The sequence below is a fragment of the Azospirillum doebereinerae genome, assembly GCF_003989665.1.
Taxonomy (GTDB): domain Bacteria; phylum Pseudomonadota; class Alphaproteobacteria; order Azospirillales; family Azospirillaceae; genus Azospirillum; species Azospirillum doebereinerae.
The window spans coordinates 342,188-366,142 of the sequence record NZ_RZIJ01000001.1 but is presented as its reverse complement, the minus strand read 5'-3'; the positions used below and the strand labels follow the sequence as shown (position 1 = coordinate 366,142).

The window sequence follows — 23,955 nt, the reverse complement described above, 5'->3', positions numbered from 1 at the left end:
TGGGTCACCCAGCATAACAGGCTTTCAGCGTGTTGTAGGCCAGATTGATCTCTTTCAATTTTTCTTCCGCCGCCTTGTCGCCGCCGTTGGCGTCGGGGTGGTAGCGCTTCGCCAGCGCGCGGTAGCGCGTCTTGATCGCGGGGAAATCGACCGGCGGGGCCAGATCGAGCACCGCCAGCGCCTCCTCCTCCACCGTGCGGGCGTGGTGGCGGCGGTGCGCCTTCTCCTCGTCGCGGCTCTTGCCGGGGTCGGGACCGAACTCGAAGCTGAAGCCGTGCAGCACGCGGTCGCGCAGATATTTCTCCTGCGCCGCCCATTTGCCCATCGGCCAGCTCGGCCGCTGCCACGTGGTGTCGCGGCGGACCTCGGCCTCGATCTGGTCGGTGGACATGCCGGCGTAATAGTCCCAGGCGCGGTTGTACTCCCGCACGTGGTCGAGGCAGAACCACCAGTATTCGTTGAGGGTCCCGCGGCTCTTCGGCGCACGGTGCTCGCCGGCCGCGACGCATTCGGGATGGTCGCAGACGCGCGTCGCCCCGCGCGGAGCGGCGTGGCTGTCGTAGGCGGATCGGGCGCGGTGCTTGCTCATCGGGCAAGTATGGGAACAGGCGCCCGCTCTGGCAAGCGCGCCGGAGAGGCGTTCCGGTATCCGCAAAGAGTACGCGCGGCGTCTTGACAGGGGGCGGCCGGCGCACTCACCTGTGGGGGGACGCCGGCCCCGGTTCCGCCGCCGCCGCGTCCCCTCCGACCCCTTCGAGGACTCCATGGAATACGCCGCCCGCATCCGCCAGAAGCTGACCGAGAACCTCGCGCCCGAGGTGCTGGAGGTCGTCGACGAGTCGGACCGCCACGCCGGCCACGCCGGGGCCGACGCCAAGGGCGAGACGCATTTCCACGTCACCATCGTGTCGTCCGCCTTCACCGGTCGGTCGCGGGTGGAGCGCCAGCGGCTGGTCTACGCCCTGCTGGCCGACGAACTGGCCGAGCGGGTCCACGCGCTGGGCCTGACCACCCGCACCCCCGCCGAAGCCGGGTCCTGAACAGAAAATCCCGAACAAGAGTTCGGACGGGCCGCCTCTGAGAAATAGCATACATAGGCGTGCAACTGGCGGTAGATATATTACGCCTTCGGAACAAATCGTTGCGCGAGCGTGGTTGCAATTCTCGCTGTGTTTAGTAAAGTGCCGCCTATGCAACCATTTATCGCGCCGGGGCGGACGCAGACTTCGCGTGTCCGCCGGTGGCTTCGTGGAAGGGGCTGCGAATGGCGAAGCGTGGGCCGAAGAAAAAGCGGGTGGACTCCGCCAAGCATGGGGTCGAGCCGTTGAAGAGCCAGAACATCATGATCGGCGGACACCGCACGAGCATGCGGCTGGAGCCGTCCATGTGGGACGCTCTCGAGGACATCGGCCGTCGGGAGGCGTTGTCGGTCAACAAGCTCTGCACCACGATCAAGGAACGGATCGAGGAGCAGGCGCGGCGCCGTGGCATAGCGACCGACGAAAGCGACGTGACGCTGACCTCGGCGGTGCGCGTGTTCATCGCGGCCTATTACCGGCGGGCCTGCACCGAGGACGGGCATGTCCGCGCCGGCCATGGCGGCAGCGACCCCTTCATCGGCACGCCCTTCGAGCTTCCCGCCGAAGAGCCGGAACCGGCGCCGGACGCCTCGGGCGATCCGGGGTTTCCGGCGTCCGGCGGCAAGAGCGCGCTCGGCGGGTTGCCGCTGGCGGAGGCGTGAGCGGCGTGGCGTCCGCCACGTTTCGCCGCGCTCACTCCGCCGCTTCGTTTCCCTGCGGTGCCGGCTCGCGGTCCGTGCCGGTGTAATGCTCGGGCCAGTTCTTGCGGGCCACGTCGCCGTCGCTCGACAGGATGTGGCACATGTTCAGCAGGACCGGGCGTTCCTTGCCGTCATGGGCGGGGCGGCCCTCCTGCTTTGCCTTCGCCGCCTTCTCGCGGGCGAGGATGGGGAAGACGGTTTGGAAGGCGGTGGTCGCCATCGGTCCCAGCAACTCCACCAGATGGGTGCAGCCCTTCGGCCCGCCCAGCCGCTGCTTGACCGCCTGGGTCCAGCCGGCGGCGATGCGCAACCCGACCAGCGTCTGGAAAGCCGGGGTGATCGAGCCACAGGCCAGATAGGGGCTGTCGTCGGTCACCGCCTCGATGGCCCGCACGACCAGTTGGTCGTCCACCGTCATGCGCATCCACATCTGGTGGATGGGGTCGCCGGGGGACAGCCGCCCGCGCTCCTCGGTGTGGAAGCCGTAGCTCTTGACGTCGGTCAGGTGGCCTTCGATGTCCCACAGCCCATCGGCGCGGCGGAAGCCCTGGCAGGTGACGCGGCGGGTGTGGATGTGTTCGCGGTCGGCGGGGGCGGACAGGGGCATCGGGACTCTCGGTTCATCCGGTCGAGCGGCGGAGCCGCCTTGCGACCGTAGGAACTATCGGTGGGGGCAGCCCTTTGGTCAAGCCGACCCCACCGCAATGCAGCATTACCGATGCGTCAATGGACTGTTCGCGAGCCCCGCTAAACCGCCGCTTCGGCGGAGTAGCCCGAACCGAAGATGAAAGCCTCGCGGTCGCGGATCTCGTCCTCCAGATGGGCGCGGACCACCGCGAACAGATCGCGGATCGACACCATGCCGACCACCTCGCCGTCCACCGTGACGGGCAGGTGGCGGTAATGGTGCCGTTCCATCAACTCCATCGCGGCCAGCGCCGCCGCCGAAGGTTCCAGCGTGTCGGGATCGGCGGTCATCACAGCCGACAGGGGCGTCGTCTGCGGGTCCAGCCCGGCCGAGACCACGCGGACGGTGATGTCACGCTCGGTGACGATGCCTTTCAGCGTCCGGCCCTCGGTGACCAGCACGGCGGCGATTCGCCGTTCCGCCATCAGCAGGGCGGCGTCCCGCACGGTGGCGGTCGCCGGCAGGCAGGACAGCTCCTGCTTCTTGATCACATCCGGCATCAGTTTCCGGGTCGGCATGTGTCCGTCTCCCTCGGTGGTAGGCTTTGTGGACAAACTGCACCGCGCCGCGAGGCGGCATCACGGAGAGGCAATCCTGACAGTTGATGGAATTGACAGTCAATATACCGAATTGATGCTATTACCTATGATACCGCAGTCTCGCTGAACGGGGGCGTGCGGCCCTATTGGCCGGTCAGGCTCTTGCGCAGGCCATCGAAGCCGCTGGTGTAGATTCCGGCGATGGTCTTGCGCGCCTGCGCGTCGGAGGCGCCCTTGGCGGTGAAGTGGGACGACCAGACGATGCGGGTGGTGTTGGCGTCGACGGCGGTCAGCCGGATGGTGGAGACGTAGTCCTTGACCGGCAGCGGCCCGGCGACCAGCCCGTAGCGGAGCCAGTGCTTGGCGGGGGAGCTGGCCTGCAAGCGCTCCTCGATGGACCCGCCGCCCTTCAGGGCCAGTTCGCGTTCGGTGGCCTTGCCGTTCTGGCGCAGGGTGCAGCCCTCCACCGCCGGGTGCCAAGCGCCCAGCGCGCAGAAGGCGCCGACCTGCTCCCACACCCGCTCGATGGGGGCGGCGATCCGCGCCGACTCCCGCACATCCAGCGCCAAGGCCGGCTGCGCCGCCAGCGTCAGCCCTGCCAGGGTCAATACCGCCGTGGCCGAAAGCGTCTTCATCGCCGTGTTCCTCCCCCGATCGTTGATACCGCCGGAGTCCCGGCGATCGTCGGCGGAGTATGGAAAGGGAAGGGGAGGCGCCGCAATGATACGATAGGCGGATGATCGGCGTCGCCCCGTACCCCTCAGGCGGGGCTGACGGACTCCTCCAGCACGGCGCGCACCGAAGCGGCGTCCACGTCGCGTCGGGTGAAGGCCTTGCCGATGCCGTTGGCCAGGATGAAGGTGATGCGGCCGTCCTGCACCTTCTTGTCCTTGGCCATGGAGCGCACCAGCCCGTCCACGTCCCAGGTCACGCCGGCCACGTCGGCGGCGCGGACCGGCAGCCCCACCCCGGCCAGATGGGCGCGGGCGCGCCGGGCGTCCTCGGCCGGGCACAGGCCGAGCCTCACCGACAGGTCGAAGGCCATGACCATGCCGATGGCGACGCCCTCGCCGTGCAGCAGGGTCTGGCCGAAGCCGGTCGCCGCCTCCAGCGCGTGGCCGAAGGTGTGGCCGAGGTTCAGCAGGGCGCGGTCGCCGCTCTCGCGCTCGTCCACGCCGACGATGTCGGCCTTGGCGCGGCAGCTGACGGTGACGGCGTGGCGGCGGGCGGCGCTGTCGCCGTCCACCACGCGGCGGCCGTTCTCCTCCAGCCAGGCGAAGAAGTCCGGCAGGCGGATCAGCCCGTATTTGGCGACCTCGGCGTAGCCCGCCAGCACCTCGCGCCGGGGCAGGGTGTCGAGCGTGGCGGTGTCGGCGATGACGAGGCGCGGCTGGTGGAAGGCGCCGATCAGGTTCTTGCCGTGCGGGCTGTTGATGCCGGTCTTGCCGCCGACCGAGCTGTCCACTTGGCTCAGCAGCGTCGTCGGCACCTGGATGAAGTCGATGCCGCGCAGCGCCGAGGCGGCGGCGAAGCCGGTGATGTCGCCGATCACCCCGCCGCCCAGCGCCAGCAGCACGGTGGACCGCTCGATCCCGCGCCCAAGGATCTCGTTCATCAGGGATTGGAAGTGGCCGAAGTCCTTGGTCTTCTCGCCGGCCGGCAGGGTGATGGCGGGGGAGGGGGCGATGCCGGCCTCCACCATCGCGGCGTTCAGCGAATCGAGGTGCAGCGGGCCGACGTTGGCGTCCGTCACCACGATGGGCGCGCGGCCCCGCGTGACCGCTGCGATGCGCTCGCCCGCGTCGGAGAGCACGCCGTCGCCGACCAGGATGTCGTAGCTCCGCGGTCCGAGGTCGAGGCGGACGGTGTCGAGGGTGGCGGTCATCGGCTCTTCTCGGCGTTTTTCGAAGGGGTGGTCTTCTGGGAGGCGGTCTTGGTCGGAATGGTCTTGGCGGGAACGGCCTTCTGGGGGGCGTGGTGGTGCGGCGTGCGGTGCGGCAGGCGCAGGCCGAAATGCGCCTCCAGCGCGTCGATGACCAACTCCACGGTGGTGTCGGGGGGACGTTCGTCGCTGACCACGGTCAGGTCGGCCTCGGCGTAGATGGGGTAGCGCAGAGCCATCAGCCGGCCCAGCACGTCGCGCGGGTCGCCCTGGTTCAGCAGCGGCCGGTGGGTGCGACGCGCGGTGCGGGCGATCAGCACGTCCAGCTCCGCCCGCAGCCACACCGAGAGGCCGTGGTCGTGGATGGTGGCGCGGGTCTCGGCGTCCATGAAGGCGCCGCCGCCGGTGGCCAGGATGTGCGGCGGCTCCTCGGTCAGCAGGCGGGCGATGATCTTGCGCTCCACCGCGCGGAACACCGGCTCGCCGTCGCGGGCGAAGATCTCGGCGATGGTGCAGCCGGCGGCCGCCTCGATCTCGGTGTCGGCGTCGCGGAAGGGCAGGTTGAGGCGCGTCGCCAGCCGGCGCCCGATGGCGCTCTTGCCGGCACCCATCAGCCCGACCAGCACCACGGTGCGGGGCAGCATCGGCGACGCGATCTCCGCTTGGTCCGGAAGCTGGGCGGTCATCGCCTTGCGCAGTCCCATCTCACCCCACCCATCATCCCGAGTCCCGTCGCCGAACCGTCATACCCAACCCAACCACCCGGACACAAGCACAGGCACATGCGACGCCCGCAGAACAGTCGCCCGGACCGCACAGTTGCCCAAGCTACACAGTTGCTTGGGCCACGTGTTGCGCGGCGGCGCGTCCTGCGTCTACACTGCGCGCCAGCCAATGGCGGCCCCACGGCCGGCGGTGACCGGACAAACGGCCGATGCTTTAGCAGAAAAGCCTTTCCTTGTCCCAACCCGCGCGGTCGCAGGCCGTGATAGCCCGCACGCCTCGCCCTTTCCCGTACACAACACGTCCTTGGTGCCATGAGCCGGTTTGTTTCCGTTCTCGTCGTCCTGCTGCTTCTGATCATCGGTGGCGGCATGGCGTTCCTTGCGTCCTGGGACATGCCGGCCCCGTCGAAGGCGGTGGAAAAGGTCCTGCCGGATGAGCGCTTCCCGCGCTGAGCCACCGTCCCATGCTGCCGGGCGGGCGGTCGCGCTCGCCTTGACGCTGGCTGCCCTCGGCTGGACCCTTCCCGCCGGGGCGCAGGGCGTCGGCGCGCCGATCCGCCTGTTCCCGCCCGGCGCGGGCTCGCCCGCCATGGCGCCCCCGGCGGTCGCGACGCCATCCCTCCCGGTGCCGTCCCCCGCGCCTGCCGCCGCGCCGTCCGTGGAGCCGCCGACGGTCGTTCCGGAGGCCGCCGCCCCAGTTGCCGCCAACCCGCCCGCCGTGGCGCCGCCGTCGATGGCGGTGGTCCCGACCGTTCCGCCGCCCGCCGTCATCCGGGGCGAGGCGCTCGGCCCCCCCGACCCGGACGGCGCCGGCCTGCTGGACGGCGTGCAGGGGCTTGGCGGCGACCCGTGGCGCGGCATCGGCCGGGCGGAGCTGCTGCCGCTGATCGCGGCGCTTCCCGTCAACGCCCCGTCGCCCGCCGCCAAGGCGTTGGCCCGCCGCCTTCTGCTCAGCGCCGGATCGCCGGCCGTCCAAGCCGACGAGCCGCCCCCCGCCCGCCGTTTCGGCGCGCTGCGGATCGAAAAGCTGGCGCGGCTGGGCGACCCGCGCGGCGCGGCCGACCTCGCCGCCCGTCTTCCCGGCGTGCTGGCCGCCGACGAGGCCGCCGCCCGCGCCCTGACCGACTCGGAGCTGTTGGCCGGCTCCATCGACTGCGGCAAGGCGCAGGAGCGCGGCCGGGGCTTCGACGACCTCTACTGGCGCAAGCTGGAACTGTTCTGCCGGGTGCGGACCGGCGACCGGGCGGGCGCCGAGCTGACGCTCGCCCTGCTGCGCGAGAAGGCCCCCCACACCGACCCCTTCCTTCCCGTCGCCGAGGCGCTGATCGGCGGCGCCCCGCCGCCGGCGCGGAACATCAGGGACAGCGCGCCGCTGACGCTGGCCGCCCTGCGCACCGCCCGTGTCGGCGTGCCGCCGGACCGGCTGGCCCTGACCGATCCGGCGGTCCTGGCGGCGGTCGCGACCAATTCCTCGACCGACCCGGCCACCCGCGTCGCGGCGGGCGAGCGGGCGGCGGCGGCGCTGTTCCTCGACACCCGGCAACTGCTCGACCTCTACGGCGTGGTCCCGGCGCGCGGCGACGAACTCCTGCGGGTCAAGGACATCGCGGAGCGCGACCGCACCGCCCGCACCCGCGCGCTGGTCCATCAGGCGATGGCGGCGGCGATGGACGGAACCCGCCGGGTCGCTCTGGCCGCGCTGGCGGTCGATCTGGTCGAGCCGCGCTTGCGCGCCGGCCCGGTCGGCAACGCGGCGGCGGGATTGCTCGACAGCGTGTCGCCCACCGCCGACGCGGCGGCGCTGGCCCCAGCGGCGGCGCGGCTCTACCACGCGCTCGGCCGGCTGGACGCGGCGAAGCGCTGGCAGGATCTGGCCCTGCGCGGCGCGCGGATGGCCGACGTCGCGTGGCTGTGGCCGCTGGCCACGGTGGCGACCGGCAGCGGCCCGTCTTCGCTCGGCCTGCGCGCGTGGCTGGACGAGGCGTTGCGCGGCGCCGATGCCCCCGCCCGCGCCCGGATCGCCGGACAGTTGGCGCTGCTCCAGGCGGTGGGGGTGACAGTGCCCGATGAGGCGTGGCTGGCGGCGACCGACGGCGCCGGTCCACCGGCCGGTGGGGACGGGGCCGATCCGGCGCTGTGGCAGCGCCTGGGCGACGCGGCGAACGGCGGCCGGATCGGCGAGACCGTGGTGACGGCCCTGCTTCTGCTGGGCGATGGCGGCCCTGCCGCCGTGTCGCCCCTGGTGACGGCGCGGGTGGCGGCCAATCTGCGGGCGGTCGGGCTGGGTCCGGACGGCCGCGCCCTGGCCCGCGAGGCCATGGCGGCGCTGGCCGGTCCCACCGGGCCGGCTGGGGCGGGGCTTGTTCCGGCAACGCCGGTTGCGACGACGGGACCATGACGGCATGAGCGAACCCAAGCGTCGCGGACGCCCGTGCAAGCCGCGCTCCCTGGCGGCCTCGCCGCATGTGGACGCCTTTCTCGACATGCTGACGGCCGAGCGCGGCGCGGCGGTGAACACGCGCCTCGCCTACGAGCGCGACCTCGCCGACCTCGGCCGCTGGCTGGCCCAACGCAGCCTGCCGCTGGAAACCGCCGGGACGGAGGATCTGCGCGCCTACCTTGCTTTCCAAGGGCAGGGCGTGGGGCAGGAGTTCCCGGCCCCGCGCACCATCGCGCGGCGCCTGTCGGCGATGCGGCAGTTCTACCGCTTCCTGGTGTCGGAGGGGCGGCGGGCCGACGACCCGGCCTCGGCGCTCGACAACCCCAAGCAGGGGCGTTCCCTGCCGAAGATCCTGACCGAGGCCGAGGTCTCCGCCATGATCGCCACCGCCGAGGCGCGGGGCGGGCCGGAAGGCCTGCGTCTGGTGGCGCTGCTGGAGGTGCTCTACGCCACCGGCCTGCGCGTGTCGGAACTGGTCGGTCTGCCGATGACGGCGATCCTGCGCGACGGGCGCGGCCTGATCGTGCGCGGCAAGGGCGGCAAGGAGCGCATGGTCCCGCTCTCCGATCCGGCCGTGGCGGCGCTGGCGGCCTACCTGCCCTTGCGCGGCCATTTCGTCGTGCCGGGGCGCGAACTGGCGCAGACTCCCTTCCTGTTCCCGTCACGCAGTTCGCTGGACGGCCATCTGACGCGGCAGCGCTTCGCCCAGATTCTGAAGGCGCTGGCGCTGGAGTCCAACATCGACCCCGAGAAGGTCAGCCCCCACGTCCTGCGCCACGCCTTCGCGACGCATTTGCTGGACCATGGCGCCGACCTGCGTTCCGTCCAGAAGATGCTGGGGCATGCAGACATCGCGACGACCCAGATCTACACGCATGTGGTAACGGAGCGGCTGAAGAAGGTCATGCATGACCACCACCCGCTGGCACGGCGGAAGACAGTGGAACCATCGTCGTGACGGGGGTGATGAGGGTTTTTATTTTTGACACAGATGAACACAGATAGACACAGATGAATTAAGATTGAAAATATGAGCGCGGTTTAGAGCGTTAGGAAGAGTTTTCACTTGTTTTGTTCATCTGTGTCTATCTGTGTCAAAATAAACAAACGCTCCTCCCGCACTGCGACGTTCGGCCGTCTCCGGATCGTTCGCGGGTCGTGCTATACCGCTTCCTCAACCGCCGCAGAGCGGTCCATCGCGATAGGGGAAGGGGAGCACCGCATGTCCACCATCACGTCCGGCCTGGAGATCACGGGTCCGCTCGCCCCCGGCTTCGACGCCATCCTGACGCCCGAGGCGCTCGCCTTCGTGGCCGAGCTGGAGGGACGCTTCGGGGCGGAACGGCTGCGGCTGCTGGACGTGCGCGTCAAGCGTCAAGCGCTCCTCGACCAAGGCGTGAAGCCTGATTTCCTGCCGGAAACCCGCGCCATCCGCGAGGCCGACTGGACCATCGCGCCGCTGCCGGTCGACCTGCTCGACCGCCGGGTGGAGATCACCGGGCCGGTGGACCGTAAAATGGTCATCAACGCGCTGAACTCCGGCGCGAAGGTGTTCATGGCGGATTTCGAGGACGCCAACTGCCCGAGTTGGACCAACCTGATCGAGGGCCAGATCAACCTGCGCGACGCGGCCCGCCGAACCATCGCCCACACCGATCCGGCGACGGGCAACCGCTACCGCCTGAACGACACCGCCGCCGTGCTGAAGGTGCGCCCGCGCGGCTGGCATCTGGAGGAGCGCCATGTCCGGATGGACGGCGAGCCGATCTCCGCCGCGCTGTTCGATTTCGGCCTGTTCGTCTTCCACAACGCCAAGGAACTGCTGGCGCGCGGCAGCGGCCCGTATTTTTACCTACCCAAGCTGGAAAGCCATTTCGAGGCCCGGCTGTGGCGCGAGGTCTTCACGGTCGCCGAGGAATACCTGCACCTGCCGCACGGCAGCATCAAGGCGACGGTGCTGATCGAGACGATCCTCGCCGCCTTCGAGATGGACGAGATCCTCTACGAGCTGCGCGATTATTCGGCCGGGCTGAACTGCGGGCGCTGGGACTACATCTTCAGCGTCATCAAGCGGTTCCGCAACGACCCCGCCGCCGTCCTGCCCGACCGGGGCGCGGTGACGATGGCGACGCCCTTCCTGTCCGCCTACAGCCAGCTCGCGGTGAAGACCGGACACCGGCGCAACGCGCCGGCCATCGGGGGCATGGCCGCCTTCATCCCGGTGAAGGGCGATCCGGCCGCCAACGAGACCGCTTTCTCCAGCGTCCGCGCCGACAAGGAGCGCGAGGCGTCGAACGGCCATGACGGCACCTGGGTGGCGCATCCGGGGCTGGTCCCGGTGGCGCAGGCGGTGTTCGACACCTACATGCCCACCCCCAACCAGATCGCCCGCAAGCGGTCCGACGTGACTGTGACCGCCACCGACCTGCTGGCGGTCCCGGCGGGGCCGAAGACCGAGGCGGGGCTGCGCAACAACGTCGCGGTCGGCATCGGCTACATCGAGGCGTGGCTGCGTGGCCTCGGCTGCGTCCCGCTGTTCAACCTGATGGAGGACGCGGCGACCGCCGAGATCAGCCGCGCCCAGGTCTGGCAGTGGCTCCGCCATGGCGCGACGCTGGACGACGGACGCGCGGTGACGCTCGACCTCGTCGATTCCGTGATCGCCGAGGAACTGGCGGCCTGGGAGGCCCGGCTGGGGGCGGAGCGCCACGCCGCCGGCCGCCACGCCGAGGCGGCGGCGCTGTTCCGCGATCTGGTGGCGGACTCCGATTTCGTGGAGTTCCTGACCCTGCCGGCCTACGACCGCCTGATCGCGGAGGAAGCGCCAACAAAGCCCTAAGCCGTGCCGGGGCCTTGCGCGCGCCGCACGGGTGCGTTGCGGGGCGCCGGGCTGGCGTTCCGGCGCGGATCGGTCGATGTCTGTTCCCTCCTCGACCTGTCCCGCCGTGCCGGAGCGTTCCCATGTCCGTGTCGTCCCCGGTCCTCGCGCCATCCCGCCGATGGGAGCCGCTGGCCCTGCTGCTCGCCACCGGCGGGTTGATCGGCACGCTGTTTCCCATCACCAAGCTGGCCCAGTCCGCCGGGGTGGCGCCGCTGCCCTGGGCGCTGTCGATGATGGTCGGGGCCGGGGCGATCCTCGCCGCGCTGACCCGCGCGAAGGGCGCGCCGCTGCCGCTCGGCGGGCGGTATTTGCGCTACTACGCGGTATCGGGCTTCCTGTCGATGGCGCTGTCCAACGTCGTCATCTTCCTGGTCATGCCCCGGCTGGGGGCCGGGCTGACGGCCGTCGTCTACACGCTACCGCCGATCCTGACCCTGCTGATGGCGACGGCCATCCGCATCGAGCGGCCCGACCGGCGGCGAACGGTGGGAATCGGGATCGGGCTGCTCGGCGCGCTGATGATCGTCGGGCCGCGCGGCAGCCTGCCGTCGCCGGATCTCGCCGGCTGGATGCTCTTCGCCTTCCTGGCCCCGCTCTCGGTCGCCGCCGGCAACGTCTACCGCACGCGGGCGTGGCCGCCCGGCGCCCATCCGCTGGCGCTCGCCACCGGCACCATGTTCGGCGGGGCGGCCTGGGTGGCGTTGGCGCTGCTGGTCTCGGGCGGGTTCGGCGATCTCGCCGGGCTGGCCCTGGCGCCGGGGTTGGCGCTGCTCCAGATCCTGCTGACGGCCTTCACCTATGTGCTGTATTTCCGGCTCCAGGTGGTGGCCGGGCCGGTCTATCTCAGCCAGATCGGCTACGTCGCCACGGCGGTGGGGCTGGCGAGCGGCGCGCTGGCCTTCGGCGAAACCTATTCGCCCTGGGTCTGGGGCGGGGCCGCCGTGATCGTGTCGGGCGTGCTGCTGGTCAGCGCCGGGCGCCGCAGGGCGGGGTAGCGTCACCGCGCCGCGCCGATCCCCCCTTGGCGGTGGCGGCTCTTTAAGCAGTGGCTTGTCCGCCCCGAGCGTGCTAACCAAGCCCGCGCCTATCTAGAGAAAACACCGTGTCCGGCATGCAGACCTTTCTGGAATTCGAAAAGCCGATCGCCGAGCTTGAAGGCAAGATCGAGGAATTGCGGCACCTGACCAACGCCGGCGACATCAACATCGCCGACGAGGTCGCCAAGCTGCAGGCCAAGGTCGACAAGCTCCTGCGGCAGACCTACGCCAAGCTCACGCCCGCGCAGAAGGTTCAGGTGGCCCGCCACCCGAACCGCCCGCATTGCCTGGACTACGTCCAGGGGCTGATCGAGGACTTCACGCCGCTGGCCGGCGACCGCTTCTTCGCCGAGGACCGCGCGATCATCGGCGGGCTCGGGCGCTTCCGTGGCCGCTCGGTGGTGGTCATCGGCCAGGAGAAGGGCCATGACACCGAGTCGCGCGTCCGTCACAATTTCGGCATGGCCAAGCCCGAGGGCTACCGCAAGGCCCAGCGCCTGATGGATCTGGCCGACCGCTTCAACCTGCCGGTGATCTCGCTGGTCGACACCGCCGGCGCCTTCCCCGGCGTCCAGGCGGAAGAGCGCGGGCAGGCCGAGGCCATCGCGTCGAGCATCGCCCGCTGCCTGCGGCTGAACGTGCCGATGATCGCCTCGGTCATCGGCGAGGGCGGTTCGGGCGGCGCCATCGCCATCGCCACCGCCGACAAGGTGCTGATGCTGGAGCACGCCATCTATTCGGTGATCTCGCCGGAAGGATGCGCGTCGATCCTGTGGCGCAGCTCCGACATGGCGGGCGAGGCGGCCATCGCGCTGCGCCTCATCAGCCAGGACCTGAAGGAACTCGGCGTCATTGACCGCGTTGTCGGTGAGCCGATCGGCGGCGCCCACCGTGACCCGGCCGGCATGGTCAAGGCGCTTGGCGACTGCATCGAGCTGTCGCTGGGCGAGCTCGACGGGCTGGACGGGGCGGCGCTTCGCGCCAAGCGCCGCGAGAAGTTCCTGGAGATGGGCCAGAAGGGCCTGGGCTGAACCAACCGGAGGTCTTCGCCATGGCCGGACGCGATCCATCCCTGATGGTGCGGGCGGCCGTGGTGAATCTGGGGGCGGCGGCGGTGACGCTGCTGCTCTTCGCATTTCTGGTCTCGGTGGCGGCGGCGCCGGTGGGCATCGCCGATCCGGGCGCCCGCATGGCTTTCTGGGGGCGGCTGGCGCTGTGGCCGGCGCTGGTGCTGTTCGCCATGGCCGTCGGGGTGATGGCGGCCCGCGTGCCGACCCAGGCGTTCAACCCCATCGACGACCCCGAATCGCGCGTTCAGCGCGTCAGCCAGCGGGTGCTGGCCAACAGCGTCGAGCAGACGCTGATCTTCGTTCCGGCGCTGGCCGCCCTTGTGGCGTCGCTGCCCTTGCCCGATCTGGGCGTGCCGGTGGTGGCGACCGGGCTGTTCGTGCTCGGCCGGCTGCTGTTCTGGGGTGGCTACCTGATCCATCCCTTTTTGCGCGCGCCCGGCATGGCGATGACGCTGTCGGTCAATCTGGTCGTGCTGGGCTGGGCGGTGCTCCGGGCGGTGGCGTGACGCCCCCTCCCTAACCCTCCCCCGCTTTCGCGGGAGAGGGGACTGCCGCCGAACTTAGGCGAGCATCCGGCCCCCTCTCCCGCGAAGCGGGGGAGGGATGGGGAGGGGGCACGGCTTGTGCGGGGGCCGCGCTTGCCGGTGCCGCCGTTCGCGACAGCTCCAACCAACGCCGATAGGCCGCCTCGCTCACCGGCGCGCGGTGCTTCAGCCCGATGCGCAGGATCGACGGCAGCGCCGCCAGCACCTTCAAATCCGTCCAGCGCGGCCCGTGCCGCAAATTCTTCCAACTGTTGCCGATCCAGCTCCGCGCGAATCGCTGGGGCAGCAACTTCGCCGGGCAGCGGGCGATCTCGCGGATCAGATCGTTGCGGTGGTTGTAGAACCGCTCCAGCCCCGGCTTGCGGCCCTTCTCGCTCTTGTCGTGGTAGACCATGACGTCGGGCAGGGCGACCACCCGGTGCCCGGCGCCGATCAGGCGCAGGCAGCGGTCCTTCTCCTCGCCCTGGCGGTAGAGTTCCGGCATGTAGAGCCCGACCGCCGCCACCGCGCTGCGCCGCAGCAGATGGCCGCAGCCGACATACCAGGGCGCGTCGAAGGGCGCGGCCCCCTTGGGGAAATAGACCAGCCCGTCGCGCGTCTCGATGTTGCAGGCGACGGCGGCGACCTCCGGGTGGGCCTCCAGATGCGCGACGCAGCGGGCCAGCCCATCCGGCTCGACGAACCAGCTGTCGTCGTCCACCGACAGCACGCAATCCCCCGTCGTGTTCACGAAGCCGAAGTTCCGCGCCAGGATCAGCCCGCCATTGTGCGGCTGGCGGACGTAGCGGATCGTCGGGCAGCGGGCGGGCGCGAACTCCGTCCGCATCATGGCGTCGGTGCCGTCGCTGGAGCCGTCGTCCACCACCAGGATCTCCACCGGCGGCGTGGTCTGCGCCATCAGCCGGGTGAGCGCGACGCGCAGCTCGGGCGCGCGGTTGTAGCTGGCGATGACCGCGCTGACGGTGAGCGTCATGGGTGCGTCCTCAAACGTCGGAGGCCAGCTTCGACGGCGCGCCCGGCCGCAGCGGGTCGTCGTCCAGAATGCCCCAGGCCCGCAAGGCGCGGGTCAGCCCGATCCACAGCAGGATCGGCAGCAGCGAGAAGAAGCCGAACTTCACGATGGTGATGTTGCCGTCGCGGAACCATTGCAGCGACAGCGGCAGGAAGGCGCAATAGAACAGCACGGCGTAGCGGTTGGTGAAGCCGCTCGTCCAGAACCAGCGGTGCAGCCGCCCGAGGATCAGCCCGACCACCACCATGGTGACGATCATTCCGATCCACCCGCCGCTCATCCAGCCGTCGCCGGGCAGCGAGGTGGTGAGGTTGGCGAAATTCCCGTAATCGTGCAGCGAGACCCATTTCAGCGGGTCGCCGACCGGCTTGTCGGGCCACAGCACGCGGGGGATCGGCTCGGTGAAGAGCTGCAGGTATTGGGTGAACCACGTGTAGGTCCCCGACTGTCCCGGCACCGCCCAGAGGATGAAGGACAGGAAGTCGAAGTTGGCGAGATCCTGGTTGGCCAGCGCGTCGATGGCGCGGCTGCCGTCGCCGGCGGTGGTGCGGAACAGGCTGGACCAGCCGGCGTCGCCGGCCAGGATGTCGCGCAGCGCCCCGCGGTTGTTGCCCAGGATGTTGAACAGCGCCAGCACCGGCAGGGCGGCGGCGGCGTACCACAGCCGGAACCACCGGGTCCGCGTCCGGTACAGCACCAGCAGCACCAGTCCCAGGATGCCCATGATGATCGCCCAGCGCCCCCAGCCCAGATAGGCGCGGTAGGCGACGAAGGCGCCGAAGGGGATGAAGGACAGCGGGTGGAAGCGGCAGACCCAGATCACCCCCAGCGTCAGCGGCAGGCCCATGGAATGCGCCTCGGCGATGTAGCCGGTGGTGTTGGTGTAGATGGGCTGGCCGGTCATCGGGTCGCGCTCCATCTGCACGTCGCCGCTGCCGGTGAAGCTGGCGCCGGCCTGCCGCTGGATCGCCGAATAGACCGCGAGCGGGGCCAGCAGCACCGCCGTGGTGACGAAGGCGGCGATGTCCACCTTGTCGAAGCGGAAGTCGGGCACCCGCGACAGGTCGGGCCGGACGTTACCGGCCCAGCCGCAGGCCAGCGCGAAGGCGACCAGCGCCACCGAGCTGACCATCAGCGTGAAGACGAACTGCTGGGCGTCGGGCCAGAAGCCGATGAACAGCCAGACCTGATCGAACCCCGCCTCGTGGACCAGGATCGGCCGCAGGACGAAAACCAGCGCGTGGAAGACCAGGTAGAGCGTCAGCGGGTGGAACATCGACGCGCTGCCGGTGCTGAGAAAGGCCACGGCGACCAGAACCAGCACGAGGGTTTGCGCGATCAACGCGATTTCGATCATGGCCGGTTCGGTCCTTGGCGGGGCAGGGGGGGACGGCGGGACGGTCCGGATAGGATGAACGGCCAGCCTATACGCCGAGGTCCGGAGGGGGAGCGGGGCAGAGGGTGTGCGCCCTTCGCACCCGTGTCACTCCCTTCGCGCTTTTGCGTGCCTTCGGGAGGATGGTCCAGTCTCTCCCCTCCTTGCCGCCCATTCTTTGCTGTTCGGGAGAGGTCCCATGGCGCCTCGGCTGTTTCTGGCGCTGGCCGCGCTGCTCTGGCTGGCCGCTCCGGTCCACGCGGCGGAGCCGGAAAGCTACGTCTCGCCGCAGGGCAGCGACCGCTGGTCGGGCCGGCTGGCCGATCCGGCGCCGGACGGGCGCGACGGCCCCTTCGCCACCCCGGCCCGCGCGCTGGACGAGGCGCGGCGCGGCGGGCCGAAGACGATTCGGCTGCGCGGCGGGACCTACCGGCTGGACGAGACCTTGGTCGTCGGCTCGGGCCTGTCCGGCCTGCGCATCGCCGCCTACCAGCGGGAAGAGCCGGTGCTGTCGGGCGGCGAGGCGGTCGGCGGCGCTTCGGTGGACGGCTCGGGCGTGCTGTCGGCGCCGCTGGCGCGCGATCCGGGATTGGACGTGGCGCTGGCCGGAGCGCGGCTCGACGCCGCGCGCAGCGGTCCCTTCGACCCCGCCGACCCTGTGCGCAGCGGCTGGTTCCTGGCGCGGGCGGTCAAGGACGGCCCCGATAGCCCCGGCAGCAAGCGCCGCCTCGCCTTGCCGCCCGGCACGCTGCGCCCCGAGTGGGCCGGGCCGGGGGTGCGCGCCCAGGCGCTCGACCGCGAGCGGCTGTCGGACGACCTGCTCGGCGTGGCCTCCGCCGACCCGCGCGGCGTGCTGACCTTCGACCGGGACGGGCAGTATCCCTACCGCGACGGCTCGACCGTGCGGCTGCTCGGACATCCCGATTTCCTGAAACGTTCCGGCCAGTTCGCCTGGGACGCCAAGGCCAAGCGGCTGCTGGTCCGCCCCCCGGCGGGACGCGAGGACGGGCGGGGCGAATTGGTGGTGGCGCGGCTCGGCACGCTGATTCGCGCCGATGGAGCCACGAACCTGACCGTGGAGGGGGTAGGCTTCGCCGACGTGCCGCAGGACGGCACGGCTATCCTACTGAAGGACGGCGGCGGGCACCGGATCGCCGGGAACCGCTTCGCGCTGGTGGGCACGGCCATCACGCTGGATGGGGCGGACCGCAGCGAGGTTTCCGGCAACCGGATGGACCATCTCGGCCGCTCCGGGGTGACGCTGATGCCCAGCAGCGACGGCAACCGCATCCTCGGCAACCGGATCATGAACATCGGCGAGGTGCGTTTCTTCGGCGGCGGGGTGATGGCGGCGGGGGTGAAAAACACCCTGATCGCCCACAACGACATCCGCCACGCCGCGCGCTACGCCATCTCGATCAAGAACTGGAACCCGCAGACCCAGAACAGCGACAACACCATCGAGTACAACCGCATCCGCGACACCGCCCGCCAGACCGCCGACGCCGGCGCCATCGAGACGCTGGGGCGCAGCGACATCGACACGCGCACGGCCATCCGCTTCAACGACATCCGCGACACCGGCGGCGTCGCCACCGACGCGTCCGGCAAATGGTTGACGCGCTACAAGGGGTTCGGCATCTACCTCGACGACCTGACCAACGGGGTGACGGTGGAGGGCAACGCGCTGGAGAACACCGGCATGGCCGCGATCTTCCTGCATGGCGGCGACGGCAACCGGGTGCGCAACAACATCGCCGTGCTGACCGACCCGAAGGACCGCTTCCTGCGGCTGGAATGGGTGCCCAACGCCGGCAAGGCCGGGCAGATGCGCGACAATCTGGCGAGCGGCAACCTCGTCGAGGGGGTGACCGGCAAGGACCAAGTCGTCAACAGCCTGTCCGGAGGGGAGTATCGGGTCGAGGGCACGGTGACGGAACGGGCTGGCGGGTCGCTGATGGACGCCCCCAAGGGGGATTTCCGGCTGCGGGCGGATTCGGCGGCGCGGCGCCAGGGGATTCCCGACCTGCCGTGGGAGCGGATCGGGCCGGAGGGGTTGCGGTGAGGAGTGTGGGGAGGTGTTGCTGTGGTTGCCCCCACCCCGGCTGGGCAGGGGAGGGGGACAGGAGCTTTGACGGCGTTCAGCGACAATCTCCTCCTCCGCCCCGCGGGGGAAGATTAGGGTGGGGGCAATCCGGAGCGAACCCTCATCCCGCCACCCGGCGCTTTGCCCGGACGGCCGCCGCCGGGACCGGAAGCGGTCCGGCGATACGGTCCAGCAGCGCGTCCAACCCCGAACGCCCGGCCTCGAAGGCGACGCGGGCGCGGGTCAGCGCCTGTTCGGACGCTTCCTTCAACGCCGCGCGATCAGCGTCCCAGGCGCTCAGGATCGGCAGCGCCGCCGCGACGAAATCGCCGTCCTGCGTCACCAGACCGTCGCGCGGGATGTCGGAGCCGATGCAGCCCCGTTCATGCGCCACGACCGGCACACCGGCCGCCATCGCCTCGAACAGGACCAAAGGCTGCGCCTCGTTGCGGTAGCGGGTGGGGAATACAAAGACGTCGATGTCGCGGTAGAAGACCGCCTTGTCGGCTCCGCTGACCGGGCCGCGATACTCGACGGCGCCGTCGAAGGCCATCAGCCCGGCGGCGATCATCGCATTGTCGCGTTGGTCCAGCCCCGGCCCAGCCAGCACCAGCTTGGCGTCGACTCCGGCCAACTGGAGGTGGCGCAGCAGGGTGAACAGCGTGCCGAGCCCCTTGTCGTCGCACAGGTTCGACAGATGGCCGATCCGCAGCGGTCCGCCGTGCGACGGACGGGGCTCCGAGGCTGGGGGCGTGAAGATGGCGTTGGACATGGTCATGCAGGTCCGCGCCGCCGGGTAGGTGCGCTGGAAGCGCAGTTGCATGGCCGGGCAGAGCAGCACGTGGGTGCAATCCGCCCCGGCGATCCGGGTCAGCAGCCGCATCCGCCACGTCGGCTTGGCGATGGGGGCGAAGGAGTGATGGTGCAGGGTCCGCTCGTAGCCGAACAGGCGAGCCGTCCCGGCCAAGGCCGCCGTGTACAAAGCGCCCCAGCCGGCGTCGACCGGCATGTAGAAACGCCGGTCCGCACGCCGGAGCCCGCCGGCCAGCCGCCCCATGGCGCCCAGCACCCGGCCGATCTTGCGCCGGTGATAGCCGAAGCCGCCGCCGTTCCAGCCCGGCGACAGATCGGCGACCTCGACGCCGCCGCGTCCGCGCAGCCGTTCGGTCAGCCGGTCGAGCACCAGGGCGGTGACCCGGCTCATGCCGTCCACGGGCGGCGGCAGCCGGCCCGACACGACCACGTGGGGGAGGCGATTGCGGTCCATCACCCTTGACTCCCGCTGAGCGCCCGGTCGGAAGGCGGGGCTTGGCGTTCGCGTTCGGTCACGATTTCGCTTTTGGGACCGCCCAGCGCGGCCACCGCCTTTTCCACCGACTCCGCGAAGAAGCTCGCGTCGGCCAAGGCTTGGAAAGGACGCCCGTTCAGGCTCAGCCGTCGCCATTCCCCTTCGTCGGACGCGACCGACAGCATGTAGCGGGCCAACCCCTCCGGGTTGTCGGGTTCGACGATGTGGCCGTTGAGGCCGCTGCGGATCAGCACGTCGCGGGCGCCGCACTGGTCGGACAATATGGTCGGCACGCCCATCGCCAGCGCCTCGTTGACCACCAGCCCGAACTGCTCCTCCAGCGAGGGCAGCAGCAGGCAGAGCGTGGAACCCAGCGTCTCGGCGATGCCCTTTTCCTGAAGGAAGCCCCGGAAGACGATCAGTTCGTCCAGCCCGCGCTTGGTCACCTCGGCGCGCAGTTCGGCCTCCAGCGGGCCGGAGCCGCACAGGTGCAGCGGGCGTGCCGCGTCGCCGGCCAGACGGCGGTAGGTGTCGTAGGCCTCGACCGCGCGGAACAGGTTCTTCTTGGGCACGAAGCGGGCGATGATGGTGAAATGGCGCTCGGCGAAAGGCACGCCGCCCGGCGCCGGCTCCATGCCGGACAGGCGGCGGATGCGGTCGAGCGACAGCGTGTCGTAGCCGATGAACAGCCGGTCCTTGGGCAGACCCAGCAGGCGGAAATAGTCCACCGTGCGGTGGCTGCCGCCGATGCCGGCCTGATAAGGAGCGTAGAAGACGCTCTTGACCAGCTCCCGCCATAGGACGCGTGGCTTGTCGTCGTATTTGGACGCGTTCATGTTGATGACCTTGCGGCCCATCAGGCGCATCGTCGTCGCCAGCGCCAGCACGTCCGGATCCTCGTAATGGCAGAGGAAGACGTAACGCGCGTCCACCTCGCGGCAGGCCCGCAGCAGGGCGCGGTAGACCGTCAGCTTCGACAGGTCGGCCTTGGACTGGCCGGGGAACAGCGTGATCTTGCGGAAATTCTGCCCGCTGCCGGTCGAATCCCAGGCGTAGGTGTGCGACTTCGACCCGACCTCCAGCCCGACCACGTCGTAGAGGTGGCCGAGCCGGCGGCCGACCGCCTCCAGCCGGTCCATGTGGTAGGGACCGAACATTTCCCAACTGAAGACGAGTGCGGGCTTCGTCATGACTCAATCTCCGGTGAGAAGGGTTGCGTAGCGGTCGAGCGCCACCGAGCGGGTGGCGTTGCCCTCGACCCAGGCGCGGCCCCGGCGGCCCATCGCGGTGGCGCGGGCCGGATCGGCGAGCAGCCGGGCCACGCCCTGCGCCATTGCCATCGGGTCCTCGGGCGGCGTGCAGAGGAACGCACCGATCTCCGCCTCCAGCACCGCCAGGGCGGAGCCGGGCAGGCAGGTGCTGACGAAGGGGCGGCCGGCGGCCAGGATCGTCACCGCCTTGCCGGGCATGGCGAAGGCCGCGCCCTCCGGCCGCTGGGGCACGAGGTGGACGTCGCCCTCGGCCAGCGCCTCGTTCAGCCGCTCCTTGGGGGCCAGGGGTGAGAACTGGACGTTGGTCAGGGCCATGGCCTGGGCCTGCGCCTTCAGCTCCTCCTCCAGCCCGCCCTGGCCGCGCAGCAGGACGCGGGCGTCCGGCATCAGCCCCGCCAGATGGCGGGCCATCACCAGCACCTGCTCCAGCCCCTGCTTGCGGGCGAAGGCGCCGCTGTAGAGCGCCGTCGGCGGCTGGTCGGGGCGGGGCAGGGGGTGCACCGCGTCGGCGTCGACGTGCGGCGGGATGACGGTGATCGGGCGGGTGACGCCCAGGTTGCGCAGCACCGCGCGCATCGGCTCCGACAGCACGACGATGGCGTCGGCGCGGTTCAGCGCCGCGCGCTCCATGGCGCGGATCGCCCGCACCGCCGCCTTGCCGCCCATGCCGAGCGCCCCGGCCAAGCCGGACTGGATGTCGTGGACGATGGCAACGTGCCGCCCGCCGGGGGCGGTGAAGCGGTCGGCCATGGCGACGCTGAGGATCGACGGGCAGAGCGACAGCACCGCCGCGTGTTTGCCGACCCGGCCGCGCGCCAGCGCCGAGGCGAAGCCGGCGTGCAGCACCCCCTCGTGCAGCAGCCGCGCCTTCAGTCCGCCGCCGGCCGGCGGGATGGTGGTCAGCCGCTCGATCCGCACCCCATCCACGACGGTTCGGTCTTGTTCGCCGCCTTCGTAGCCGTCGTAGACGCGGCTGCCCGGATAGTTGGGCCGGGCGGTCAGCACCGTGGTGTCGCAGCCCGCCGCCGCGAAGGCGGTGGCGAGGTCGGTCATCATCGGCGCGCTGCCCGCCGGTTCCGGCCAGTAGCTCTGGGCGACCAGCAACAGCTTGGGCGGCACCGCCGCCGCGGTGTGGCGCGGTGCGCGGAGGAGGGACGAATCGTCGGGCATGGTGTCACTCCGCCGCGTGGCTGATGGGCTGGGCCGGGGCGGGCTGAGCGGGTGCGGGCGGCGCGGCGTTCTTCAGGAACCACTCGTAGGTCCGTTGCAGCCCCTCGGGCAGCCCGATTTTGGGGCGCCAGCCGGTCGCGAAGAGGCGCGACACGTCCATCAGCTTGCGCGGGTGGCCGTCGGGCTTGTCCAGGTCGTGGCCGAGCGTGCCGGGATAACCGACCGTCTCGCGGATCATGCCGGCCAGATCGCCGATGGCGATGTCCTCGCCGGGGCCGACGTTGACGATGTCCTCGCCGTCGTAACGCTCCATCAGGTGCAGACAGGCGTCGGCCATGTCGTCGACGTAGAGGAACTCGCGGCGCGGCGTGCCGGTGCCCCACAGCGTCACCGTCGGGTCGCCCGCCATCTTGGCGTCGTGGAAGCGGCGGATCATGCCGGGCAGGGCGTGCGAGGTCTCCGGCTCGAAATGGTCGCCGGGGCCGTAGAGGTTCGACGGCATCGCGCAGATCGCGTTGAAGCCGTACTGCTTGCGGTAGGCTTGGCACATGGTGATGCCGGCGATCTTGGCGACGGCGTAGGGCTTGTTGCTCGGCTCCATCGGGCCGGACAGCAGCGCCTCCTCCTTGATCGGCTGCTCGGCGTGCTTGGGATAGAGGCAGGAGGAGCCGAGGAACAGCAGCTTCTTGACGCCCGCCCGCCACGCGGCGTCGATGACGTTGGTCTGGATCAGCAGGTTGTCGCGGATGAAGTCCGCCCCGCAACGTTCGTTGGCGAGGATGCCGCCGACCTTCGCGGCGGCGATGATGACGTAGGCGATCTCCTCGCGGTCGAAGAAGGCGCGCACGGCGGCTTGGTCGGTGAGGTCGAGCTGCGAGCGGTCGCGGAGCACGAGGTCGGTGTACCCCGTCTCCGCCAGTTGCCGCACGATGGCCGAGCCGACGAGGCCCCGATGGCCGGCGACGAAAATGCGGCTGTTGCGGTCCATGCGCGCCGTCTCCTGTATGCGTGTGTTGGTGCTTTGGTGGATGAGCGTCCGGGCCCCCTCCCTAACCCTCCCCCGCTGCGCGGGAGAGGGAACTCCGCCGAACCCCGTCAAGGATCCGGCCTCCTCTCCCGCCGGAGGCGGAGGAGGGATGGGGAGGGGGCAGCGGTCCGCCTACTCCGCCGCCTGCCCGAAGCGCCCGGCATCCGCCCTCGTCCGCGCGGCGTACCAGTCGACCACCCCCGGCAGCCCCTGCGCCAACGGTATGCGCGGCGCGAAGCCCAGCGCGGTCAGCTTGGCGATGTCGGGGCTGCGCCGGTCGGTGCCGCCGGGAGCGGCCGGGCCGGGGACAATCTCCGCCTCGCGGCCGAGGCAGGCCAGCGTCCGCCGGGCGAGGTCGGCGATGGAGACCTCCTCCGGGTTGCCGATGTGGTAGATGCCCAGATGCGCGCCGCGCTCGATCACCGCGACGATGCCGTCGACGGCGTCGTCGATGTGGACGAAGGCGCGGGTCTGGCGGCCGTCGCCCTGGATCGGGAAGGCGATCCGCCCGTTGCCGGGGCTGGCGTCCACCGCCTCCACCCCGCGCCGGACGAATTCGGGAATGACGTGGTCCCATCCCATGTCGGCGCCGTAGACGTTGTGCGGCCGGAAGATCGCCACCCGGTCGAAGCCGGTGCGGCCCCAGTTGACCGCCAGCAGCTCCGAGATCAGCTTCGAGCCGCCGTAGCTGTAGCGCGCGTTCAGCACGTCGGGCACGACCAGCGGCACCTCCTCGGGCGTCGGCACGGCCGGCGGAGTCTGGTAGGCCTCGGACGAGGAGGCGACGACCAGATCGCCGACCCCGTTGGCCCGGCAGGCGTCCAGCACGTTCAGCATGCCGCGCACGCCGACGTCCAGCACGACCTCCGGCTTCTGGTAGAAATGCTTGGTGCCGTTGACGGCGGCCAGATGCAGCACGCCGTCCACGCCCCGCACCGCGTCGTTCACCGCGCCCCCGTCGCGGATGTCGCCCTGGACGAACTCCACGTCGTCGAGCACGCCTTCGAGCCGCCCGGTGTGGCCGCGCGAGTTGTCGTCGAGCACGCGGACCTTGTGGCCGTCCTTGACCAGCCGCTGGACCAGCGCCGCGCCGATGAAGCCGCTGCCGCCGGTGACGAGATAGTGTTTCATGCCGTTCC

General features: G+C 70.6%; 23 protein-coding genes. 10 read left to right on the top strand and 13 right to left on the bottom strand.

Features of this window, described 5'->3' with window-relative positions:
• Window positions 1-4: 4 nt before the first annotated feature.
• Window positions 5-589 (bottom strand): J domain-containing protein, encoded by a 585-nt coding sequence (locus tag EJ913_RS32910; RefSeq protein WP_126994184.1) that lies wholly within the window; start codon window positions 587-589, stop codon window positions 5-7.
• Between the two features lie 175 nt (window positions 590-764).
• Between EJ913_RS32910 and EJ913_RS01615 the strand changes: the two genes are divergently transcribed.
• Together EJ913_RS01615 and EJ913_RS32305 are read left to right on the top strand one after the other, a co-directional pair.
• Complete coding sequence (locus EJ913_RS01615) at window positions 765-1,040, top strand: BolA family protein (RefSeq protein ID WP_126994182.1); 276 nt, start codon at window positions 765-767, stop codon at window positions 1,038-1,040.
• Window positions 1,041-1,264: 224 nt separating this feature from the next.
• Window positions 1,265-1,741 carry a ribbon-helix-helix domain-containing protein gene (locus EJ913_RS32305; RefSeq protein ID WP_238521899.1) on the top strand — a complete coding sequence of 159 codons (477 nt, stop codon included), beginning with the start codon at window positions 1,265-1,267 and terminating at the stop codon, window positions 1,739-1,741.
• A 31-nt stretch (window positions 1,742-1,772) separates the two neighbouring features.
• On the opposite strand, the gene EJ913_RS01605 is transcribed toward EJ913_RS32305, so the two are convergent.
• The 5 genes from EJ913_RS01605 to EJ913_RS01585 form a co-directional block, all read right to left on the bottom strand.
• Window positions 1,773-2,387, bottom strand: coding sequence for a DUF2889 domain-containing protein (locus EJ913_RS01605; protein ID WP_126994180.1), 615 nt, complete (start codon window positions 2,385-2,387; stop codon window positions 1,773-1,775).
• A gap of 140 nt (window positions 2,388-2,527) precedes the next feature.
• A complete protein-coding gene (locus EJ913_RS01600) occupies window positions 2,528-2,986 on the bottom strand; it encodes a CBS domain-containing protein (RefSeq protein WP_126994178.1) in 459 nt (152 codons plus the stop codon).
• A 164-nt stretch (window positions 2,987-3,150) separates the two neighbouring features.
• Complete coding sequence (locus EJ913_RS01595; protein ID WP_126994176.1) at window positions 3,151-3,642, bottom strand: SRPBCC family protein; 492 nt, start codon at window positions 3,640-3,642, stop codon at window positions 3,151-3,153.
• Between the two features lie 125 nt (window positions 3,643-3,767).
• On the bottom strand, window positions 3,768-4,892 hold the full coding sequence (gene aroB / locus EJ913_RS01590; protein ID WP_126994174.1) for a 3-dehydroquinate synthase: 1,125 nt from the start codon (window positions 4,890-4,892) through the stop codon (window positions 3,768-3,770).
• Window positions 4,889-5,575 (bottom strand): shikimate kinase, encoded by a 687-nt coding sequence (locus EJ913_RS01585; RefSeq protein ID WP_185909669.1) that lies wholly within the window; start codon window positions 5,573-5,575, stop codon window positions 4,889-4,891. Before EJ913_RS01585 ends, aroB begins: the two co-directional genes overlap by 4 nt.
• A 351-nt stretch (window positions 5,576-5,926) precedes the next feature.
• Here EJ913_RS01585 and EJ913_RS31465 point away from each other — a divergent pair, with 351 nt between their 5' ends.
• The 7 genes from EJ913_RS31465 (at window position 5,927) to EJ913_RS01555 (ending at window position 13,548) form a co-directional block, all read left to right on the top strand.
• Window positions 5,927-6,067 carry a hypothetical protein gene (locus EJ913_RS31465; RefSeq protein WP_185909644.1) on the top strand — a complete coding sequence of 47 codons (141 nt, stop codon included), beginning with the start codon at window positions 5,927-5,929 and terminating at the stop codon, window positions 6,065-6,067.
• The gene (locus EJ913_RS01580; protein WP_126994170.1) at window positions 6,048-8,012 is read left to right on the top strand and encodes an amino acid adenylation domain-containing protein; all 1,965 of its coding nucleotides are present in this window, start codon (window positions 6,048-6,050) and stop codon (window positions 8,010-8,012) included. The genes EJ913_RS31465 and EJ913_RS01580 overlap by 20 nt, the downstream gene beginning before the upstream one ends.
• Before the next feature lie 4 nt (window positions 8,013-8,016).
• Entirely contained in the window at window positions 8,017-9,012 is a 996-nt protein-coding gene (locus tag EJ913_RS01575; protein WP_126994168.1) for a site-specific tyrosine recombinase XerD, read from the top strand.
• 264 nt (window positions 9,013-9,276) lie between these two features.
• On the top strand, window positions 9,277-10,893 hold the full coding sequence (gene aceB / locus EJ913_RS01570) for a malate synthase A (protein WP_126994166.1): 1,617 nt from the start codon (window positions 9,277-9,279) through the stop codon (window positions 10,891-10,893).
• Between the two features lie 122 nt (window positions 10,894-11,015).
• Entirely contained in the window at window positions 11,016-11,930 is a 915-nt protein-coding gene (locus EJ913_RS01565) for a DMT family transporter (protein ID WP_126994164.1), read from the top strand.
• Between the two features lie 116 nt (window positions 11,931-12,046).
• Complete coding sequence (locus EJ913_RS01560; RefSeq protein WP_126994162.1) at window positions 12,047-13,003, top strand: acetyl-CoA carboxylase carboxyltransferase subunit alpha; 957 nt, start codon at window positions 12,047-12,049, stop codon at window positions 13,001-13,003.
• A gap of 20 nt (window positions 13,004-13,023) precedes the next feature.
• A complete protein-coding gene (locus tag EJ913_RS01555; RefSeq protein WP_126994160.1) occupies window positions 13,024-13,548 on the top strand; it encodes an MAPEG family protein in 525 nt (174 codons plus the stop codon).
• A 10-nt stretch (window positions 13,549-13,558) separates the two neighbouring features.
• Here the strand turns inward: EJ913_RS01555 and EJ913_RS01550 are convergent, their stop codons facing one another.
• Complete coding sequence (locus EJ913_RS01550) at window positions 13,559-14,560, bottom strand: glycosyltransferase family 2 protein (RefSeq protein ID WP_126994158.1); 1,002 nt, start codon at window positions 14,558-14,560, stop codon at window positions 13,559-13,561.
• A 10-nt stretch (window positions 14,561-14,570) separates the two neighbouring features.
• Entirely contained in the window at window positions 14,571-15,956 is a 1,386-nt protein-coding gene (locus EJ913_RS01545) for a hypothetical protein (protein WP_126994156.1), read from the bottom strand.
• A 217-nt stretch (window positions 15,957-16,173) separates the two neighbouring features.
• On the opposite strand from EJ913_RS01545, the gene EJ913_RS01540 reads away from it, so the two are divergent.
• Window positions 16,174-18,039, top strand: coding sequence for a right-handed parallel beta-helix repeat-containing protein (locus EJ913_RS01540; RefSeq protein ID WP_126994154.1), 1,866 nt, complete (start codon window positions 16,174-16,176; stop codon window positions 18,037-18,039).
• 142 nt (window positions 18,040-18,181) lie between these two features.
• Here EJ913_RS01540 and EJ913_RS01535 read toward each other — a convergent pair whose 3' ends face one another.
• The 5 genes from EJ913_RS01535 to EJ913_RS01515 all read right to left on the bottom strand — a co-directional run bounded on the left by EJ913_RS01535 (window position 18,182) and on the right by EJ913_RS01515 (window position 23,947).
• Entirely contained in the window at window positions 18,182-19,327 is a 1,146-nt protein-coding gene (locus tag EJ913_RS01535; RefSeq protein ID WP_126994152.1) for a glycosyltransferase family 4 protein, read from the bottom strand.
• Window positions 19,327-20,538: a glycosyltransferase gene (locus EJ913_RS01530; RefSeq protein ID WP_126994150.1), complete on the bottom strand. Its 1,212-nt coding sequence runs from the start codon at window positions 20,536-20,538 to the stop codon at window positions 19,327-19,329. The genes EJ913_RS01535 and EJ913_RS01530 overlap by 1 nt, the downstream gene beginning before the upstream one ends.
• A gap of 3 nt (window positions 20,539-20,541) precedes the next feature.
• A complete protein-coding gene (locus tag EJ913_RS01525) occupies window positions 20,542-21,789 on the bottom strand; it encodes a glycosyltransferase family 4 protein (protein WP_126994148.1) in 1,248 nt (415 codons plus the stop codon).
• Between the two features lie 4 nt (window positions 21,790-21,793).
• Window positions 21,794-22,777 (bottom strand): GDP-L-fucose synthase family protein, encoded by a 984-nt coding sequence (locus EJ913_RS01520; protein ID WP_126994146.1) that lies wholly within the window; start codon window positions 22,775-22,777, stop codon window positions 21,794-21,796.
• A 171-nt stretch (window positions 22,778-22,948) separates the two neighbouring features.
• A complete protein-coding gene (locus tag EJ913_RS01515; protein ID WP_126994144.1) occupies window positions 22,949-23,947 on the bottom strand; it encodes an NAD-dependent epimerase/dehydratase family protein in 999 nt (332 codons plus the stop codon).
• Window positions 23,948-23,955: the final 8 nt, after the last annotated feature.

What these genes read in the sequence shown, in the direction of transcription:
- EJ913_RS32910 (WP_126994184.1), bottom strand. Translation starts at nt 589, where the DNA reads ATGAGCAAGCACCGCGCCCGATCCGCCTACGACAGCCACGCCGCTCCG.
- EJ913_RS01615 (WP_126994182.1), top strand. Translation starts at nt 765, where the DNA reads ATGGAATACGCCGCCCGCATCCGCCAGAAGCTGACCGAGAACCTCGCG.
- EJ913_RS32305 (WP_238521899.1), top strand. Translation starts at nt 1,265, where the DNA reads ATGGCGAAGCGTGGGCCGAAGAAAAAGCGGGTGGACTCCGCCAAGCAT.
- EJ913_RS01605 (WP_126994180.1), bottom strand. Translation starts at nt 2,387, where the DNA reads ATGCCCCTGTCCGCCCCCGCCGACCGCGAACACATCCACACCCGCCGC.
- EJ913_RS01600 (WP_126994178.1), bottom strand. Translation starts at nt 2,986, where the DNA reads ATGCCGACCCGGAAACTGATGCCGGATGTGATCAAGAAGCAGGAGCTG.
- EJ913_RS01595 (WP_126994176.1), bottom strand. Translation starts at nt 3,642, where the DNA reads ATGAAGACGCTTTCGGCCACGGCGGTATTGACCCTGGCAGGGCTGACG.
- aroB (WP_126994174.1), bottom strand. Translation starts at nt 4,892, where the DNA reads ATGACCGCCACCCTCGACACCGTCCGCCTCGACCTCGGACCGCGGAGC.
- EJ913_RS01585 (WP_185909669.1), bottom strand. Translation starts at nt 5,575, where the DNA reads ATGACCGCCCAGCTTCCGGACCAAGCGGAGATCGCGTCGCCGATGCTG.
- EJ913_RS31465 (WP_185909644.1), top strand. Translation starts at nt 5,927, where the DNA reads ATGAGCCGGTTTGTTTCCGTTCTCGTCGTCCTGCTGCTTCTGATCATC.
- EJ913_RS01580 (WP_126994170.1), top strand. Translation starts at nt 6,048, where the DNA reads ATGAGCGCTTCCCGCGCTGAGCCACCGTCCCATGCTGCCGGGCGGGCG.
- EJ913_RS01575 (WP_126994168.1), top strand. Translation starts at nt 8,017, where the DNA reads ATGAGCGAACCCAAGCGTCGCGGACGCCCGTGCAAGCCGCGCTCCCTG.
- aceB (WP_126994166.1), top strand. Translation starts at nt 9,277, where the DNA reads ATGTCCACCATCACGTCCGGCCTGGAGATCACGGGTCCGCTCGCCCCC.
- EJ913_RS01565 (WP_126994164.1), top strand. Translation starts at nt 11,016, where the DNA reads ATGTCCGTGTCGTCCCCGGTCCTCGCGCCATCCCGCCGATGGGAGCCG.
- EJ913_RS01560 (WP_126994162.1), top strand. Translation starts at nt 12,047, where the DNA reads ATGCAGACCTTTCTGGAATTCGAAAAGCCGATCGCCGAGCTTGAAGGC.
- EJ913_RS01555 (WP_126994160.1), top strand. Translation starts at nt 13,024, where the DNA reads ATGGCCGGACGCGATCCATCCCTGATGGTGCGGGCGGCCGTGGTGAAT.
- EJ913_RS01550 (WP_126994158.1), bottom strand. Translation starts at nt 14,560, where the DNA reads ATGACGCTCACCGTCAGCGCGGTCATCGCCAGCTACAACCGCGCGCCC.
- EJ913_RS01545 (WP_126994156.1), bottom strand. Translation starts at nt 15,956, where the DNA reads ATGATCGAAATCGCGTTGATCGCGCAAACCCTCGTGCTGGTTCTGGTC.
- EJ913_RS01540 (WP_126994154.1), top strand. Translation starts at nt 16,174, where the DNA reads ATGGCGCCTCGGCTGTTTCTGGCGCTGGCCGCGCTGCTCTGGCTGGCC.
- EJ913_RS01535 (WP_126994152.1), bottom strand. Translation starts at nt 19,327, where the DNA reads ATGGACCGCAATCGCCTCCCCCACGTGGTCGTGTCGGGCCGGCTGCCG.
- EJ913_RS01530 (WP_126994150.1), bottom strand. Translation starts at nt 20,538, where the DNA reads ATGACGAAGCCCGCACTCGTCTTCAGTTGGGAAATGTTCGGTCCCTAC.
- EJ913_RS01525 (WP_126994148.1), bottom strand. Translation starts at nt 21,789, where the DNA reads ATGCCCGACGATTCGTCCCTCCTCCGCGCACCGCGCCACACCGCGGCG.
- EJ913_RS01520 (WP_126994146.1), bottom strand. Translation starts at nt 22,777, where the DNA reads ATGGACCGCAACAGCCGCATTTTCGTCGCCGGCCATCGGGGCCTCGTC.
- EJ913_RS01515 (WP_126994144.1), bottom strand. Translation starts at nt 23,947, where the DNA reads ATGAAACACTATCTCGTCACCGGCGGCAGCGGCTTCATCGGCGCGGCG.